The organism is Niveispirillum sp. (genome assembly GCF_052437035.1).
Classification (GTDB): Bacteria; Pseudomonadota; Alphaproteobacteria; order Azospirillales; family Azospirillaceae; genus Niveispirillum.
Window position 1 is genome coordinate 1037981 of the sequence record NZ_JBQVOH010000001.1, and the last position, 16025, is coordinate 1054005.

Genomic DNA, 16025 nt, shown 5'->3' on the forward strand with positions numbered 1-16025 from the left:
GCGCTCACCCCGACCGCAGGTATTTCACGGCCGCATCCCGCTCGAACAGGTAGAGCAGGGTGCGCAGGGCTTTGCCTCGGTCGGACTCCAGTTCTGGGTCGCGGTTGACGATCAGGCGAGCATCGTCGCGGGCCACGGCCAGCAATTCGCCATGCACCGCGACATCGGCCAGCCGGAACTCGGGAATGCCCGACTGTTTGGTGCCCAGCATTTCGCCGGCACCACGCAGTTCCAGGTCCTTCTCCGCGATGATGAAACCGTCCTCGGTATCCTTCATCACCTGCAGACGCTGCCGCGCCACGTCACCCAGCGGCTGGTAGTAGAGCAGCAGGCAGGTGCTGGCCCCCGTGCCACGCCCGACGCGGCCACGCAGCTGGTGCAGCTGCGCCAGACCGAAACGCTCGGCATGTTCGATCACCATGATGGTCGCTTCGGGCACATTCACGCCCACCTCGATCACGGTCGTGGCGACCAGAACGTCCAGGCGCCCTTCGGCAAACGCTGCCATGACGGCATCCTTGTCCGGCCCCTTCATCTTGCCATGGATCAGGCCGACACGGTCGCCCAGCCGTTCCACCAGGGTGGCATGGCGGTGCGTGGCGGCGGCAAGGTCAACCTGTTCGCTTTCCTCCACCAAGGGGCAGACCCAATAGATGCGCTGGCCCGACGCGATGGCGCGGGCAAGGCCGCCCGCAACCTCGTCCAGACGGTCGGCATGCATGACCACCGTCTTCACCGGCTGCCGCCCCGGCGGCTTCTCATCCAGGCGTGACACATCCATGTCGCCATAGACCGTCAGGGTCAGAGTGCGGGGGATGGGGGTGGCCGTCATGACCAGCGTATCGACCCCGCGCCCCTTGGCCGCCAGTTGCAGGCGCTGATGCACGCCGAACTTATGCTGTTCATCAATGACGGCGACCGCCAGATCGGCAAAGGCCACCTCCTCCTGGAACAGGGCGTGGGTCCCGACCAGGATATCAATCTCCCCCGCCGCCAGCCGTTCCAGAAGGGCGGCCCGCGCTTTGCCCTTGTCGCGGCCTGTCAGGACGGCAAGGCGCACGCCGGCGGCAGCGCACAGGGGGGTGAGGGTTTCGACATGTTGTCGCGCCAGGATTTCGGTGGGCGCCATCAGGGCCGCCTGCGCGCCGGTTTCCACCGCGTTCAGCATGCACATCAGGGCGACGATGGTCTTGCCGCTGCCCACATCGCCCTGCAACAGGCGCAGCATGCGCGACGGGTCTTCCATGTCGGCGAAAATCTCCGCCAGCGACCGTTCCTGTGCCCCTGTCAGGCGGTAGGGCAGTGCCGCCGTGACGGCGGCGCGCAGCCGCCCATCGCCCTTGGTCACCCGTCCCGTCAGCTTGCGTTGCTGCGCGCGGACCAGCACCAGGGCCAACTGGTTGGCCAGCAGCTCATCAAAGGCCAACCGTTGGCGAACCGGGCCCAGCGGGTTGATATCCGCCTCATCCACCGGGTTGTGCAGGCGGGTCAGGGCGGCGTGCCAATCGGGCCAGTTCCGCGCCTTCAGCCAGGCCGCATCCTGCCATTCCGGCAGTTCCGGCGCGCGGGTCAGAGCTGCCTGGATGGCGGTGCGCAGCGGCTTGGGGTTCAGCCCGCCGGTCAGCGGATATGTCGGTTCCGTCGCCGATGGCGGTGCGCCTTCATCCGCCGGGGCGGCATGGTCGGGATGGGCGATCTGAAGGTGATTATTATAATACTCCGCCTTGCCGGAGACGGTGATCTTCGTTCCCACCGGCAGCTTGTTCTCCAGCCAGTCGCCCTTGATATGGAAATAGACCAGATCCATCGCACCCGTATGGTCGGTGCAGCGGATGCGATAGGGGCGGCTGGGCGACAGGGAGGGCAGGTGTCCATCCACCCGCACCGTCAGCACCACATGCCGCCCGTCGGGCGCTTCGGCAATGCTTGGCACCTGGATACGGTCCACCACGCCCGTGGGCTTATGCCACAGCAGGTCGACCACATGCGGGCCCGCCAGCTTTTCCGCCAGCTTGCCAAGGCGCGGACCCAGGCCGGGCAGGCTAGTCACGGGTGCGAACAGGGGAAACAGGATGGCGGGACGCAAGGGCTGACCCTATCTGACACGAACGGGGCAGGGGACGGCTGACAGCCGGCCCCACAGGTTCTATATCAAAGCCCAGCATCAAACCGGAACCAAGATGATGATCGATCTTCCCGACGCCGACCTGTCCCCCCGCCGCAAGCGCCTGATCTTCCGCAGCGACCATCGCGGCACCAAGGAAATGGACCTGCTGCTGGGCAGCTTCGCCCGCAAACATATCGCCACGATGGACGAGGCGATGGTCGACCGGTTCGAGGTGCTGTTGGAAATGTCCGACCCCGACCTCTATAACTGGATCACCGGCCAGGAACCGACGCCACCGGAATGGGACGACGCGCTGATGGACATGCTGAAGGCGCACCGGTACGGGTGAGGCGCTTGGGTGTGTGGCGGCTACCTTTAGCCCATCCGTCACACATCCAAATCCTGCGCAAATTTCGCATTCTCAGTGATGAACTTGAACCGCAGCTCCGGCTTGCGGCCCATCAGGCTTTCCACCAGGGCCTTGGTCTCTTCGACATCGTCCTTCTGGTCCGGGTCGCGCTGATCCGGGACCACGACGCGCAGCAGGGTGCGCTTGGAGGGGTCCATGGTGGTTTCCTTCAACTGCGCGGGCGGCATTTCGCCCAGGCCTTTGAAGCGGCTGATTTCCACCTTGCCCTTGACCGACTTGAAGACGGTCTTCATCAACTCGTCCTTATGCGCATCGTCGCGGGCATAACGCGTGTTGCCGCCGCCGGCCAGACGGTAGAGCGGCGGCAGGGCCAGATACAGGTGGCCCTGCTGGATCAGGCCCGGCATCTCCCGATAGAAGAAGGTCATCAGCAGCGAGGCGATGTGGGCACCGTCGACATCGGCGTCGGTCATGATGATGACGCGCTCGTACCGCAGCTTGTCGGCGCTGAATTCCTTGCCGGTGCCGCAACCCAGCGCCTGGGCCAGATCGGCCAGTTCCTGATTGCCGCGCAGCTTGTCGACGCTGGCCGAGGCCACGTTCAGGATCTTGCCGCGCAGGGGCAGGATGGCCTGGGTGTCGCGGCGGCGGGCCTGCTTGGCGGAGCCGCCGGCCGAATCGCCCTCCACGATGAAAATCTCGGTATCCTCGGCACTCTGGCGCGAACAATCGGCCAGCTTGCCGGGCAGGCGCAGGCGGCGGGTCGGCGTCTTGCGCGCCATCTCCTTCTGCGCCTTTTTACGCGCCCGCTCTTCCGCCTTCTCGATTAACCGCTCAATCAGGGTCTTGGCGGCGTCGGGTGAGCCGGACAGCCAATGATCGAACCGGTCCTTGATGGCGCTTTCGGTCAGCTTCTGCGCATCGGCGCTGACCAGCCGTTCCTTGGTCTGGCCCTGGAAATGCGGGTCGCGGATGAAGACGGAAAGCAGGATTGTGGCACCTTCCATCACATCATCCGCCGTGATGGTGGCGGCCCGCTTGTTGCCCGACATCTCGCCATAGGATTTGATGGCGCGGGTCAGGGCACCGCGCAGCCCTACCTCATGCGTGCCGCCCAACGGGGTGGGGATAGTGTTGCAATAGGTGTGGCTGAAGCCCTCATCATCCTCCGGCCAGGCAATGGCCCATTCCACACGGCCCGCATCGCCAGGGAAATCGGCCTGTCCGGCAAAGGGCAAGGGGGTGACGGTGGTCCGGCTTTTCAGGGTACCGTTCAGATAATCCAGCAGGCCATTGGGGAAATGCAGCACCTCCGCCGCCGGCACCCCGCTGTCGGCGCTGATCAGGGCGGTGTCGCAGGACCAGCGGATTTCCACGCCGCGATAGAGATAGGCCTTGGACCGGCACAGCCGGTACAGCCGTTCCGGCTTGAAATGCGCGTCGGGTCCAAAAATCTCGGCATCGGGATGGAAGCTGACGGTGGTGCCGCGCCGATTCTGCACCGCGCCCGCATGGGTCAGCGGCCCCAGCGGCAAACCGCGCGAGAATGTCTGCGTGAACAGCTGCCGGTCGCGCGCCACCTCCACATGCAGGCGGTCGGACAGGGCATTCACCACCGCCGAGCCGACGCCATGCAAACCGCCCGAGGTCGCGTAGACCTTGCCGGAAAACTTGCCGCCGGAATGCAGTGTGGTGAAAATCACTTCCAGCGCCGACTTGCCGGGATATTTGGGATGCTCGTCGGTCGGGATGCCACGGCCATTGTCGCGCACCGTGACCGTTCCGTCGGCGGACAGGTCCAGATCGATGCGGCTGGCATGGCCGGCCACCGCCTCATCCATGGCGTTGTCCAAGATCTCGGCCACCAGATGGTGTAGGGCACGGTCGTCGGTCCCGCCGATATACATGCCGGGACGGCGGCGAACGGGTTCCAGCCCCTCCAGGACCTCGATGTCCTGGGCGGAATAGCTGTCTTGCTTGGCGGCGGAGTTCTGGAAGAGGTCGCTCATGCGCCATTATAGGAATGGGTCGGGGTCTTGTTCAAGGAGATGCGGTATCTCCCGATGACATAGACCCCTACATTTTGATGAAAGAGGGAGTTTCAGGGCATGAGCCAGGAACGGATGCCGGATTTTGACCGCGATGCGCCCTCCATGCGCACCTTCGCCATGCCCGCCGATCTGAACGGCAACGGGCAGGTGTTCGGCGGCTGGGTGATGTCGCAGATGGACTTGGCCGGGGCCGCGCCCGCCGTGCGCGTGGCGCGCGGGCCGGTGGCGACGATCGGCGTGGAGGCCATGAAGTTCCACCGCCCCGTCGCCGTGGGCGACGAGGTGAACTGCTACACAGAGGTGGAGCGGATCGGCAACACCTCCATCCGGGTGCGCGTCGATGTCTGGGTCCGCCGCTATGACGGCACCGCCTATAAGGTGACGGAGGGTGTGTTCACCTATGTCGCCCTGGGCAAGGATGGCCGTCCGCGTCCGGTGGTGCCAGGGTCGGTATCGGTTTAACTGCCCCCCAACCGGCGCTCCCAATCCTCCACGGCGGCATTGGCCAGCCGGTTGGCGGCCAGACGCTGCAGGCCCGCGCTGGCGCCGGGCAGGGTGGACAGTTCGGCCAAGGCGTCGCGGTTCAACGTGTCCACATAAAGGGTGCGGAGCGCGCGGGCCAGCGTCCAGGCGGGGTTTGGCCGGTCGATCAGGCGCAATTCGTCGCCGGCCTGGACCTCGCCTTCCTCCAGCACGCGGTAGTACCAGCCGGTACGCCCCGTCTTCTGCACCAGACGCGGCAGGGTGGGCAGGCCGAACCGCACGCCCAGTTTCCAGCAGGGCTGCCGCGACTGCGCAATCTGCAACCGGGCGGTGCCCAGCGCCACCACATCGCCCAGGCAGACATCCGCCTCCATCAGGCCCGCGACCGACAGGTTTTCGCCAAACGCCCCGGCTTGCGACAGGTGTGTCGCCATCGCCGGCTGCTCTGCGGCCCAGACGGCATAGTGATCGTGCGGGTAAAGATGGATGGCCTTGTCCGGGCCGCCATGCACCTTGGTATCGCCCACGGCATCGCCGGTCAGCCCCAGCATGGTGACGCGCACAGGACCGGTGACGGGGCGACGGCTGGCAATGGAACTGGGCACGGCCTTGTCGCCCAGCGGCTGCGGCGTGCCGGTCAGCAGGTGGGACAGAATGATGCTCATCGCACCTCTCCACGATCATTCAGGAAGCCGGCCCAGACCTCGTTCGCGACGGGAATGGGGGCGGGAGATTGTTCGGGGCAATCCAGGCGCAGATGCCGGTCACCCAGCGGCGCGCCCACGAAATGGCAATGGTGCGGTTGATCGGATCCCGGATTCACATTCGGCTGGAAGTATTTGCAATCCAAGCACATTTTGCTGGGCGCGATATGGCCGGCCCGTTGCAGCGTGCGGATCAGGCGCAGCATCAGACGCAGCAATGACAGTTGGTCCGACGCCGGCATATCGCCCAGCGCATCGATGAGGAACACTGGCCCCCCGCCGAACCGGTCGGCCAGGGCCAGACCGGCGCGGGTGGCCAGCACCAGATTGCCGCGCCCGTCATCGGGGGCGGCCACACGGGCTGCCAGACCTTTCTGGATCAGGGTGGTCGTCGCCTCGCTGGCCGTTGGGGCCTTCACCCCGATGCGGGCCGCAATGGTGACGGGGCGCAGACCGTCGGGATTGTCACGCAGCAGGGTCAGGATGCGGGCCTGCGTCGCCGTCAGGCCGTGGGGCGTGGCATCGCGCCAGTCATTGGCCTTCAACGCCGCCGCCACCCGAACGAACCCGTCGGCCAGACGGTTCGCCGCCGGCTCGCTCAACCGGTCGAACATGTCATTGATCATGATGCCCCGCGCAAAGGTTGCACTCAGGGTATATTCGGACTCCGACGTTACTGCAAGGGGTCAGGGGATGTGTCCCTCATATTGAGGCAAATCGTCCGTGATATCGTACCAAGGCGCCTTGGAAGCGACGAAGATATGGGCCGAGGGCCGGATACTGGGTGTGTCCGTCAAGGTTCCCAAGGCGACATGCACAAAGGTAGCGTCCCTGACCAGGGAATAGAGCAGCGAGCCGCAGGTAGGACAATGCGCGTCATGACACAGAGCATCGCCATAAACCCTCACCTCTCCCTGGGTTACGGTGAGATGACGCGCCGCGATCCCGGCGAACGGCTTGAAAGCGGAGCCGGTGGCGCGCCGACAACCGGAACAGTGGCAATTCAACGCGTACTCAAACAGATCGGCCACCCTGTATCGTACACCGCCACAGTAACATTGGCCGGCAAGAATTTGATTTTCCGTCATATTATTCCCATCATAGGCCGGCAAGGAATTGCCGAAGCGCCTCATTCACCGCCTCTGGCGCTTCCTGCTGCACCCAGTGCCCGGCCCCGTCGATCAGGGTGGTCCCGCGATAATCGCTGCAGGTGATACCCTCCATGGCGCGCAGCGCCTTGTCCATCCCCGGCATGCGCAGCACCCCGTCCAACGCACCCGCAATGAAGCAGGCTGGCACGCGGATCGGCGCGCCATGCCAGGGGGCCGTCAGCGCCCAGTTGCGGTCCAGGTTGCGGTACCAGTTCAGGCCGCCGCGATGGCCGGTTCGGCGATATTCTGTGGCATAGGTCTGCAAATCGTCTTCGCTCAACCAGTCGGGCAGGCTCTCGACCGGCGGGCAGGCTTCCACCAGCCCCTTGCCATCCGGGATGACCAGCGGCCAGCCCTTGCCTGCCGCTGCCGACGCGCCCGAGGCACCGACCAGCAGGCGGCGGTGGGTTTCATAGGGATCCCGCTCCAGATCCGCCTCCGCCACGCCCGGTTCCTGAAACCAGACCATGTAGAACCGGTTCAGGCCCTGGGCACGGGCCATGCCGACAAGGCTGCCATGGGGGCCGCGCGGCGACCAGGGCACGGCCAGACCGGCCACGGCCCGGAACCGATCCGGTCGCATCAGGGCGGCATGCCAGGCGACGGGGGCGCCCCAATCATGGCCGATGATGGTGCAGCTCTCGATCTTCAGCGCATCCAGCAGGCCGACCATGTCGCCCACCAGATGCAGGATCGTGTAATCCTCCACCGCGTCCGGTACATCGGTCCCGCCAAAGCCGCGCATGTCCGGCACGATTACCCTGTAGCCAGCGGCTACCAGTGCCGGCACCTGATGTCGCCAGCTATGCCCCAGTTCCGGCCAGCCATGACAGAGCAGAAGGGCCGGCCCCTGTCCTTCATCCTGATAGGCGATGGTGATGCCATTGGCCTTGATGCTGGGCATGCGCGTTTCCCCTTGGTTATTCAAACAAGCGTTTTACATGAGGGGGCGGCACATAACCAGCCGCTTGGCGTATGGCGGCCCCGCAAGGGATGCGCAATTGTCCCGGCCCGGTTTGCCGCTATATAGGGGGCATGAACTCGCTTGGCATTGATAAGGCCCCGGCCGATACCCGCGTCGTCGTCGCCATGTCCGGCGGCGTCGATAGCTCTGTGGCTGCGGCTATGCTGCGCCGTGAAGGCTACGACGTCGTCGGCATCACGCTGCAGCTCTATGATTACGGAATGACGGTCGGCAAGAAGGGCGCTTGCTGCGCCGGCCAGGACATCTATGATGCCCGCCGCGTGGCCGACCAGATCGACATTCCCCATTACGTGCTGGACTACGAAAGCCGGTTCAAGCAGTCGGTGATGGATGATTTCGTCGATACCTATTTGAAGGGTGAGACGCCCATCCCCTGTGTCCGCTGCAACCAGGCGGTCAAGTTCAAGGACCTGCTGGATCAGGCCCGCGAACTGGGGGCCGATTGCATGGCCACTGGCCATTATGCTAGGCGCGAACTGGTCGATGGCCGGGCCGCCATGCTGCGCGGGGCCGACCATAACCGCGACCAGTCCTATTTCCTGTTCGCCACCACCCAGGAGCAGCTGGATTTCCTGCGCTTCCCGCTGGGTGATAAACCGAAGACGGAAACCCGCGCCATTGCCGATGCGCTGGGTCTGGCCGTGGCGGACAAGCCCGACAGCCAGGATATCTGCTTCGTGCCCACCGGCGGATACGCCAAGGTGGTGGAAAAGCTGCGGCCCGGTGCCGTACGGCCGGGGGAGATCGTGCATGTCGATGGTACCGTTATGGGCCGGCATGACGGCGTGATCAATTACACGGTGGGTCAGCGCAAGGGCCTGGGCATCGGTGGCCGCAAGACCGAAGCGGGCGACGATGTCGATCCGCTTTATGTCGTGCGCGTCGATCCTGTGGCCAATCAGGTGGTAGTGGGTCCGCGCGCGTCGCTGGCCCGTGACAAGGTGATGGTACGCGAGTTGAACTGGCTGGGCCCCAACGCGGTCGGGGTGCCCATGCCCGTCTCGGTGAAGCTGCGGTCGGCGCAGAACCCGGCACCTGCGGTTCTGGTCCTGCATGGCGATGGCAACGCGGTTGTCGAACTGGAAGGCGCGCAGTACGGGATTTCGCCCGGACAGGCGGCTGTGTTCTATGATGGCGAACGCATGCTGGGCGGCGGCTGGATCAGCGGTACGGGCGTGAAGTAGCCGCCGCCCGGATGTCTTAGCCACCACTGGACAGGTAGAGCTTCCCGGTGCTGAGATTATACATCACCTGATAGGCCATGAAGTTCTGTACGCCGGTATTGATGTAACCCGGCCCCTGGTTGGTGGTCGGGCTCGGCATGGTATTGTAATCAGTTCCCGGATCCATAAGTACGGTCCCGCCATCGACGGTGATCGTCAGGGAACCTGAGCCATAGTTGTCTGGATAATTTGGTCCGATGGTGAGTGTGGTGCCGCCATGCATCACCACCTGCGGACAGCCCGTATCCAGGCAGATGCCCAGGCTTGTCAGTGGGGGCAAGGTCCCGACCGCAACGTCGGCATTGATGATCTGCTCCGAAAAGGTCGGCACGCTTCCGCCGCCGTTTAAGGGGTAAGCGGGGCTACCGCTGGGGTTCATGGCGACTTCGGTTTTGAATAGGGCGGACAGCGCGCTGCCGATGCCCAGGATCAGATATCCCGTATCACTTGCGCTGGTCGGTACCGATACGATGAACCCGCTTTGCAGCGCCTGGCTACCCGTCAATGCCGGCACGTACTGTGCCAGAACGGACAGCAGTGACGGCGACCCGGCCGTAGCATCCAGTGAGGCGCCAAAATCGCCATAGCACTTGGTGAAAATCGGGAATTTGTCCGGCACGGCTGTCTGTGTTTCGCCATTTGACCGTTTCACCACCACCAGCGGATCTGTGGACTGGATCATACAGCCCTGCGGATAGCGGTTGAAGGTGGTGACCAGCCCGACAGTGGCGGTGATGGCGGGTACAGAGGTCCCGGACGGCACTGTGGCGTCGGGAAAGGACACAGTCGCCAGAGCCGCTGTACCCTCATAAAAATTACCGCTGGTATAAAGTGTTTCCACTGATCCCAGCGGCTCCACCTCCAAAAGCGGAAGGTTGGTGGAGTCCACCCAGAAGCCCTTACCACCCGTGTCGAATTCATAAACCTGGACGACCGGCTGATCATTGTTCCAGCCAGGGACCGATACGGCCACATTGATACCGATCTTGGCGCTGTCACCGAGGGGGATGTAGATCAAGGGGACCTGTACAGCCCCATCTGACTGCGCGGCGGCGAGAAGCGTGCTGGTGGGAATTCGCTGGTTGGACATATAACCACCTCAATAAAGGGTTGAGTGATGTTTGTATCATATCAACGCTTCATTGGAAGAGGTGGAGAGGGGGAGGTCTTATCGCGCGTCGTGAAAGATGATGCCCAGCGTGTGGCGGTGACCGCTGCGAATACGGCTGACCCCGTGGCGCAGGGCAACCCGATAGGGGCCGCGCGTGCCTTGCACGGGCCGCTCATTCACGGCGAAGATCACGGCATCCCCCTGGCGCAGGGGGACAACCTCCACCCGGCTTTGCATGCGCGGCCGCTGTTCAGTCAGGACGAATTCGCCGCCCGTGAAATCCCGCCCCGGCTCGGACAGCAGAACCGCCACCTGCAACGGGAAGACCAGATCGCCATACAGGTCCTGATGCAGGCAGTTATAGTCGCCGGGACCATATTGCAGCAGGAGCGGCGTGGGGCGCTTCTGTTCCGCCGCATGGCATTGCGCCAGATAGTCGGCATGCATCGCCGGATAACAACGCTCCCGGCCCAGGCGGGCGTTCCAGTCATTGGCAATGGGGGCCAGACGCGGATACAGCGCCGTCCGCATGGCCTGCACCAGATCGGGCAGCGGATAGCGGAAATACCGATATTCCCCCCGCCCGAATCCGTGCCGGGCCATGACGACGTGACTGCGGAAATGGCTTTCATCCGGGTACATCCCGGAAATCCGTGCGCATTCGTCTGCTGTCAGCAACCCTTGCAGGACGGTACTGCCCTGGCTGTTCAGGTCATTGCTGAGCAACGGCCAGTCATATGCATCCAGGCGTGACATCGCTTCCCCATCCCTTACCAAAGTAATTGGGACAGCATGGATCACGTCCGTTCAGGACGCATTCTGATCCTTGCGGTGGAATGGCTGCGTGCCGGGAACATACCCATGTCTGCGATTTGATCCCGAAGCCGACTTGTAAATGTTCTTGAAATGTTCTAATGTGCCGCCTGTTCACGGGAGGATGCCATGGATCAATGCGACATCGCGGAACGGCCGCTGCCGAAGCCGTCCGATTTCACGGGAAGCCCGTTCCGTATGCTGCCCCGCATTGGGGACAAGATGTATCGGCCATCGCGGCCTGTGGATGGCGTCGGCACCAACCCGCAGCCGCCGGCAAAGATGGAAAGCCTGCGTCGGCGTCAACCCGGTGTCTGGGACTGGGGCTGATTCCGCTTACGCGGCCTTTGGTGCCGCGGTCAGCAGGTCCAGGCAGGCCATACGCACGGCCACCCCCAATTCCACCTGCTGCAGGATTACCGACCGGTGGATATCGTCGGCCACCAGGCTGTCGATCTCCACGCCGCGGTTCATGGGGCCTGGATGCATGATCAGGGCGCCGGGCTTGGCCACCGACAGCTTTTCGTAATCCAGGCCGAAGAAGCGGAAATATTCCCGCTGGCTGGGCAGGAACTGGCCCTGCATGCGCTCCAGCTGCAACCGCAGCATCATGACGATGTCGGCATCCCTCAACCCGGTGGCCATGGAGTGATGCACCTCCACCCCCATCCGGTCCACGGCACCGGGCAGCAGGGTGGGCGGGGCCACCACGCGGACATTAGCGCCCATGATGTTCAGCAGGTGGATGTTGGACCGGGCCACGCGGCTATGCAGGATGTCGCCACATATGGCGACCGTCAGGCCCTTCAGCGTGCCAAGGCGGCGGCGAATGGTCAGCGCGTCCAGCAGCGCCTGGGTCGGATGCTCATGCTGCCCGTCGCCGGCATTGATGACGGCGCAGTTGACCTTGCTGGCCAGCAGCTTCGGCGCACCCGATTCCTGATGCCGCACCACCAGCGCGTCCAGATGCATGGCATTGAGCGTCAGGGCGGTATCGATCAGGGTCTCGCCCTTCTTCACCGAACTGCCATCGACCGACATGTTGATGGCATCGGCACCCAGGCGGCGGGCCGCCAGTTCGAAGCTGGTGCGGGTGCGGGTGGAGTTTTCGAAAAACAGGTTGACGATGGTCTTGCCGGCCAGCTTGTTCGTTACCCGGTTCTCACCGCGATTCTGCTCCACGTAGCGGTCGGCGGTATCCAGCAGCAGATTGATCTCCGGCGCCGTCAACCCCTCGATCCCAAGCAGGTGGCGATGGGCGAACGTCTCGGCGCGGGCGTCGATATCATGCGGATGGACGGCCATGGAGCGGGCTTTCTGCTGACGTCGTGGATCGGCGGGGCGGGACTATGCTGCCCCGCCCCCGATGCTGCAAGCGTCAGAAAAACCGGTCGGGCATGATCCCGGCGGGGTTCATGCAACGCCGTTTGCGCGGAACCATTCCAGACAGCGCTTCCACCCGTCCTTGGCATCGTCGGGGCGGTAGCTGGGCCGATAATCGGCGTGGAAGGCGTGGGGCGCCTCCGGATAGACATGGAAGGTGCTGCGCGAACTGACCGCGGCCAGCGCCTTCTGCATCCGTTCAACATCCGCCATCGGGATGCCGCCATCCTTGCCGCCATAAAGGCCCAGGACCGGTGCATTCATCTTCTGGACCAGATTGACCGGCACCATGGGCTGCAGCGCCGTCGGCGCACTGGTCAGCCGACCATACCAGGCGACACCGGCCTTCAGCTTCGGGTTATGTGCAGCATAAAGCCAGGTGGTGCGCCCACCCCAGCAGAAGCCGGTAATGCCCAGCCGGGAAATATCGCCGCCATCTTGGGCCGCCCAGGCGGATGTCGCATCCAGGTCGGCCATCACCTGCGCATCCGGCACCTTGTTGACCAGTTCGCGGATCAGGGCGCCGGTATCGGTGAAGGAGGCGGCGTTGCCCTGGCGTGCGAACAGTTCGGTCGCGACCGCCAGATAGCCTTCCTTGGCAAAGCGGCGGCAGACATCCTTGATATGCTCATGCACGCCGAAGATTTCCTGCACCACCATCACGATGGGGAACGGGCCCTTGCCCGCCGGTTTGGCGCGATAGGCGGGAAGGCTGCCGCCCTCCACGGGGATCGACACCTCACCCGCGACCAGCCCATCTGTCGGGGTGGTGATGGTCTGCGCTGAAACGGGCAGGGTGGACAGGGCGAAACCGCCCGCCAGCGTCGTCATGGCGAACATCCGTCGCGACAAGGTGGGGTTAATGGGGGACAACAGGCACTGGGCTTCGGCGTCAACGCGGTCCATGGGGTTTCTCTCCCGTATCTATCCCGGCACTGGCAGCCCAAGATAGGGCAAGGTGGCGGGGGCGCAACCCTTTGCGGGCCGGTCCTGACGATTTCGCGCGTGTTTTCAATGCCCCTTGCAGCCACAGGCCCTTGCGCGCATCCTGTGCCCCATGATCAATCCGGGGCCAACAGCAATGTCCAGCGACGCGAAAGCCGAACTGCTGCGCCAGATCCGCACCATCCGGCGGCGCATCGATCCCGATGTTCTGGCCCGCGCCCAGAAGGCCGCCGAAGCGGCGGACGCGGCGCGCACCCTGCCGCCCGATCAAGTGCCCTATGACAAGGATGCGGCGCGCGATGTCGTGGCCAGTTTCCTGCAATCGCGCAATGATGGCGGGCGTTTCGCCATGGCCCTCATGGAAAACCTGAAAAAGCCCGAAGCCGCCGCCAAGGCCTATACCGACCCGCGCCATATAGGCAGACCGGGCGGCAAGCGGGTTTAATCCCCCGCCTTCGCCGGCGCTTCCCACAACTCGATCTTCAATCCCCAGGGATCAATCAGCCAGGCGAAGCGGCCATTGGGGTCGCTATCGTCGCGGCCCAGTGGTTCTACCCCCGCCGCCAACGCCTTTTCCAGCACCCCGTCCAGATCATCGACGATCAGGTTCACCATGAAGGGCAGGGGGCTGGGATCGAAATAGCTGCTGGTCGCCTTGAACCCGCTGAGCAAGGTGAAGCCCCGGTCGGGATGGGGAAACATGGCCCCAAAATCACCCCAGTCGATTCCCAGCACCCTTCGGTACCAATCGCCCATGGCTGCCGGGTCGGATGCCTTGATAAACAGACCACCAATCCCCAAAACCGTCGCCATTGCGCTCTCCATTGCCGGGGTCGTCTCTTTCGAGGGTCGCACAGGGGGTGGCCCCTCAACAAGCCTTGGCATCAGGCACGAACAATCATACATCCTAAGCGGGCTGATCGAAGAAGATGGATGAATAAGCGCATGGCAATGGGGAGCGCTACACGCTTTTGGCTTGTTTGTGAATTTATCATTCTTCTTATGATTGCGCTTCCTGCCGCCGCAGTGGCTGCTGCACCCCTGCGCCTCGTTGTTTCCGACAGTCTGCCGCCCCCCTACCTGATCTTGGATGAGGATGGGGGAGAGGCGAAGGGGCTGGCCATTGATCTGTGCCGCAAGGTGGCCGAACGGCTGGGCCATGCTGCGACGGTGCGGCTGGCCCCGCCCAAACGGTTGCCTGAACTGGTGCGGGCGGGGGAGGTGGATATGGTCTGCCATGTCGCCCCTGGCTGGTACGCTTATCCAGACGATCTCTGGTTCGGTCGCCGCCTCTACACCGCTGACAATGTCTTCATCGCGGCACAGGGGGCACCCAGCATCTGTGATCAATGTTCCCTGCCGGCGGAGGTGGCGACCGTCATCGGCTATGAATATGGCGACCGGATGCGCCAGGGTTTCGACAGCGGGGCTGTGTCACGGCGCGATGTCCGGTCGGAGGAGAACGTCTTCCGTCTGGTCCAGCATGGCCGCGTCTCCTATGGCATCATCTCCGAATACACGTTCCGCTATTTCGCGAAAGGCATGCGCGAGGTTGCCATCAAGGGCAGTGTGGCGCGCTTCAACATTACTGTCGGGGTATCGCGTAGCGGCAGCATCAGTGAGGCGGAATTGAAGATCGCATCCGCCTCCATCCGTCTACCCCAGGATGTGGCCCCTGAATATCGCGCCTATCTGGGCGCGCCTGCACGGCCCCGTTGATCTGAACCTACCGGCCCGGCGCCACCCGGCGATAGGACAGGGCTTCCGCCACATGGATGCGGCGCACCTGATCGGCATTATCCATGTCGGCCAGGGTGCGGGCCACGCGCAGCACGCGGTGATACCCACGCGCCGACAGTTTCAGCCGCTCCGCCGCCTCAGTCAGCAGGCTGCGTCCCTGCGGATCGGGTGCCGCTGCCTTTTCCAGCAGTTCGCCATCCGCCTCGGCATTGGTGCGGACGGGCGGGTGGCCGGGCTGGAGCAGGGCCTTGTACCGTTCCCGCTGCCGCTCCCGCGCGGCGGCGACGCGGGCCGCCACCTCCGCCGTGCCCTCACGCGGGGGCGGCAGTGACAGGTCGGATGCGCTGACCGCCGGTACGTCGATATGCAGGTCGATACGGTCGAACAGCGGCCCGCTGATCTTGCTCTGATAATCCAGCGCGCATTTCGGTGCCCGGCCACAGGCCAGGGACGCGTCATCCAGATGTCCGCAGCGGCAGGGGTTCATGGCCGCCACCAGTTGGAACCGGGCCGGATAGGTGACATGGTGGTTGGCGCGGCTGATGGTGGCGCGGCCCGTTTCCAATGGCTGACGCAGCGCCTCCAGCGTGCCGCGTGCGAATTCCGGCAATTCGTCCAGGAACAGCACACCTTGATGCGCCAGACTGATCTCCCCCGGCTTGGCGCGCGTGCCCCCGCCGACCATGGCCGCCAGGGTGGCGGAATGATGGACCTCCCGAAACGGCCGCGTACGGATCAACCGTCCCTCTTCCAGCCCGCCCGCGATGGAATGCACCATCGACACTTCCAACGCCTCTGCCGCGTCCAGCCCCGGCAGCAGGCCCGGCAGGCGCGCGGCCAGCATGGACTTGCCCGATCCCGGTGATCCAACCGCATACTGCCCATTCACAGGGCGATGTGGTTACCGTCTATTACCGATTTCACCCCCGGCACGGTGAGCGGCTCGGCGTTTTGCGCCG

The 16025-nt window shown here is 64.1% G+C and carries 17 protein-coding genes and 1 pseudogene; 6 read left to right on the forward strand and 12 right to left on the reverse strand.

The window, feature by feature from the left end; all coding sequences use genetic code 11:
* Window positions 1–4 precede the first annotated feature (4 nt).
* Window positions 5–2086 (reverse strand): ATP-dependent DNA helicase RecG, encoded by a 2082-nt coding sequence (recG, locus tag ACT6Q8_RS04960; RefSeq protein WP_444734517.1) that lies wholly within the window; start codon window positions 2084–2086, stop codon window positions 5–7.
* Window positions 2087–2180: 94 nt separating this feature from the next.
* Between recG and ACT6Q8_RS04965 the strand changes: the two genes are divergently transcribed.
* On the forward strand, window positions 2181–2456 hold the full coding sequence (locus tag ACT6Q8_RS04965) for a succinate dehydrogenase assembly factor 2 (RefSeq protein ID WP_054167469.1): 276 nt from the start codon (window positions 2181–2183) through the stop codon (window positions 2454–2456).
* A gap of 38 nt (window positions 2457–2494) precedes the next feature.
* Here the strand turns inward: ACT6Q8_RS04965 and parE are convergent, their stop codons facing one another.
* The gene (gene parE, locus ACT6Q8_RS04970; RefSeq protein ID WP_444734516.1) at window positions 2495–4486 is read right to left on the reverse strand and encodes a DNA topoisomerase IV subunit B; all 1992 of its coding nucleotides are present in this window, start codon (window positions 4484–4486) and stop codon (window positions 2495–2497) included.
* Between the two features lie 99 nt (window positions 4487–4585).
* Between parE and ACT6Q8_RS04975 the strand changes: the two genes are divergently transcribed.
* Window positions 4586–4990, forward strand: a complete 405-nt coding sequence (locus ACT6Q8_RS04975; RefSeq protein WP_444734515.1) for an acyl-CoA thioesterase — start codon at window positions 4586–4588, stop codon at window positions 4988–4990.
* Here the strand turns inward: ACT6Q8_RS04975 and ACT6Q8_RS04980 are convergent.
* From ACT6Q8_RS04980 to ACT6Q8_RS04995, 4 genes are read right to left on the reverse strand one after another with little or no spacing between them, the layout of a single operon-like run.
* The gene (locus ACT6Q8_RS04980) at window positions 4987–5676 is read right to left on the reverse strand and encodes an MOSC domain-containing protein (protein ID WP_444734514.1); all 690 of its coding nucleotides are present in this window, start codon (window positions 5674–5676) and stop codon (window positions 4987–4989) included. The genes ACT6Q8_RS04975 and ACT6Q8_RS04980 overlap by 4 nt on opposite strands.
* Window positions 5673–6341 (reverse strand): MarR family winged helix-turn-helix transcriptional regulator, encoded by a 669-nt coding sequence (locus tag ACT6Q8_RS04985; protein WP_054167472.1) that lies wholly within the window; start codon window positions 6339–6341, stop codon window positions 5673–5675. The genes ACT6Q8_RS04980 and ACT6Q8_RS04985 overlap by 4 nt, the downstream gene beginning before the upstream one ends.
* Window positions 6342–6401: 60 nt before the next feature.
* A complete protein-coding gene (locus ACT6Q8_RS04990; protein WP_444734513.1) occupies window positions 6402–6848 on the reverse strand; it encodes a GFA family protein in 447 nt (148 codons plus the stop codon).
* On the reverse strand, window positions 6814–7770 hold the full coding sequence (locus ACT6Q8_RS04995) for an alpha/beta fold hydrolase (protein ID WP_444734512.1): 957 nt from the start codon (window positions 7768–7770) through the stop codon (window positions 6814–6816). Before ACT6Q8_RS04995 ends, ACT6Q8_RS04990 begins: the two co-directional genes overlap by 35 nt.
* Window positions 7771–7901: 131 nt before the next feature.
* On the opposite strand from ACT6Q8_RS04995, the gene mnmA reads away from it, so the two are divergent.
* A complete protein-coding gene (mnmA, locus tag ACT6Q8_RS05000; RefSeq protein ID WP_444734511.1) occupies window positions 7902–9035 on the forward strand; it encodes a tRNA 2-thiouridine(34) synthase MnmA in 1134 nt (377 codons plus the stop codon).
* Between the two features lie 16 nt (window positions 9036–9051).
* On the opposite strand, the gene ACT6Q8_RS05005 is transcribed toward mnmA, so the two are convergent.
* Together ACT6Q8_RS05005 and ACT6Q8_RS05010 are read right to left on the reverse strand one after the other, a co-directional pair.
* Window positions 9052–10164: a hypothetical protein gene (locus ACT6Q8_RS05005; RefSeq protein WP_444734510.1), complete on the reverse strand. Its 1113-nt coding sequence runs from the start codon at window positions 10162–10164 to the stop codon at window positions 9052–9054.
* A 78-nt stretch (window positions 10165–10242) separates the two neighbouring features.
* Window positions 10243–10941: a 2OG-Fe(II) oxygenase gene (locus ACT6Q8_RS05010; RefSeq protein WP_444734509.1), complete on the reverse strand. Its 699-nt coding sequence runs from the start codon at window positions 10939–10941 to the stop codon at window positions 10243–10245.
* 186 nt (window positions 10942–11127) lie between these two features.
* Between ACT6Q8_RS05010 and ACT6Q8_RS05015 the strand changes: the two genes are divergently transcribed.
* On the forward strand, window positions 11128–11328 hold the full coding sequence (locus ACT6Q8_RS05015; RefSeq protein ID WP_444734508.1) for a hypothetical protein: 201 nt from the start codon (window positions 11128–11130) through the stop codon (window positions 11326–11328).
* 6 nt (window positions 11329–11334) lie between these two features.
* On the opposite strand, the gene ACT6Q8_RS05020 is transcribed toward ACT6Q8_RS05015, so the two are convergent.
* Both ACT6Q8_RS05020 and ACT6Q8_RS05025 read right to left on the reverse strand, forming a co-directional pair.
* Window positions 11335–12303 carry an aspartate carbamoyltransferase catalytic subunit gene (locus tag ACT6Q8_RS05020; protein WP_054167480.1) on the reverse strand — a complete coding sequence of 323 codons (969 nt, stop codon included), beginning with the start codon at window positions 12301–12303 and terminating at the stop codon, window positions 11335–11337.
* Window positions 12304–12411: 108 nt separating this feature from the next.
* Complete coding sequence (locus ACT6Q8_RS05025; protein WP_444734507.1) at window positions 12412–13287, reverse strand: dienelactone hydrolase family protein; 876 nt, start codon at window positions 13285–13287, stop codon at window positions 12412–12414.
* Between the two features lie 175 nt (window positions 13288–13462).
* On the opposite strand from ACT6Q8_RS05025, the gene ACT6Q8_RS05030 reads away from it, so the two are divergent.
* Window positions 13463–13771: a hypothetical protein gene (locus ACT6Q8_RS05030; protein WP_054167482.1), complete on the forward strand. Its 309-nt coding sequence runs from the start codon at window positions 13463–13465 to the stop codon at window positions 13769–13771.
* On the opposite strand, the gene ACT6Q8_RS05035 is transcribed toward ACT6Q8_RS05030, so the two are convergent.
* On the reverse strand, window positions 13768–14139 hold the full coding sequence (locus ACT6Q8_RS05035; RefSeq protein ID WP_054167483.1) for a VOC family protein: 372 nt from the start codon (window positions 14137–14139) through the stop codon (window positions 13768–13770). The two genes, ACT6Q8_RS05030 and ACT6Q8_RS05035, sit on opposite strands and share 4 nt — an antisense overlap.
* 189 nt (window positions 14140–14328) lie before the next feature.
* Here ACT6Q8_RS05035 and ACT6Q8_RS05040 point away from each other — a divergent pair, with 189 nt between their 5' ends.
* Window positions 14329–15045: a substrate-binding periplasmic protein gene (locus ACT6Q8_RS05040; protein WP_444734506.1), complete on the forward strand. Its 717-nt coding sequence runs from the start codon at window positions 14329–14331 to the stop codon at window positions 15043–15045.
* Between the two features lie 7 nt (window positions 15046–15052).
* Here ACT6Q8_RS05040 and ACT6Q8_RS05045 read toward each other — a convergent pair.
* A pseudogene (locus ACT6Q8_RS05045) lies at window positions 15053–15937 on the reverse strand (YifB family Mg chelatase-like AAA ATPase); the annotation flags it as partial.
* Window positions 15938–16025: the final 88 nt, after the last annotated feature.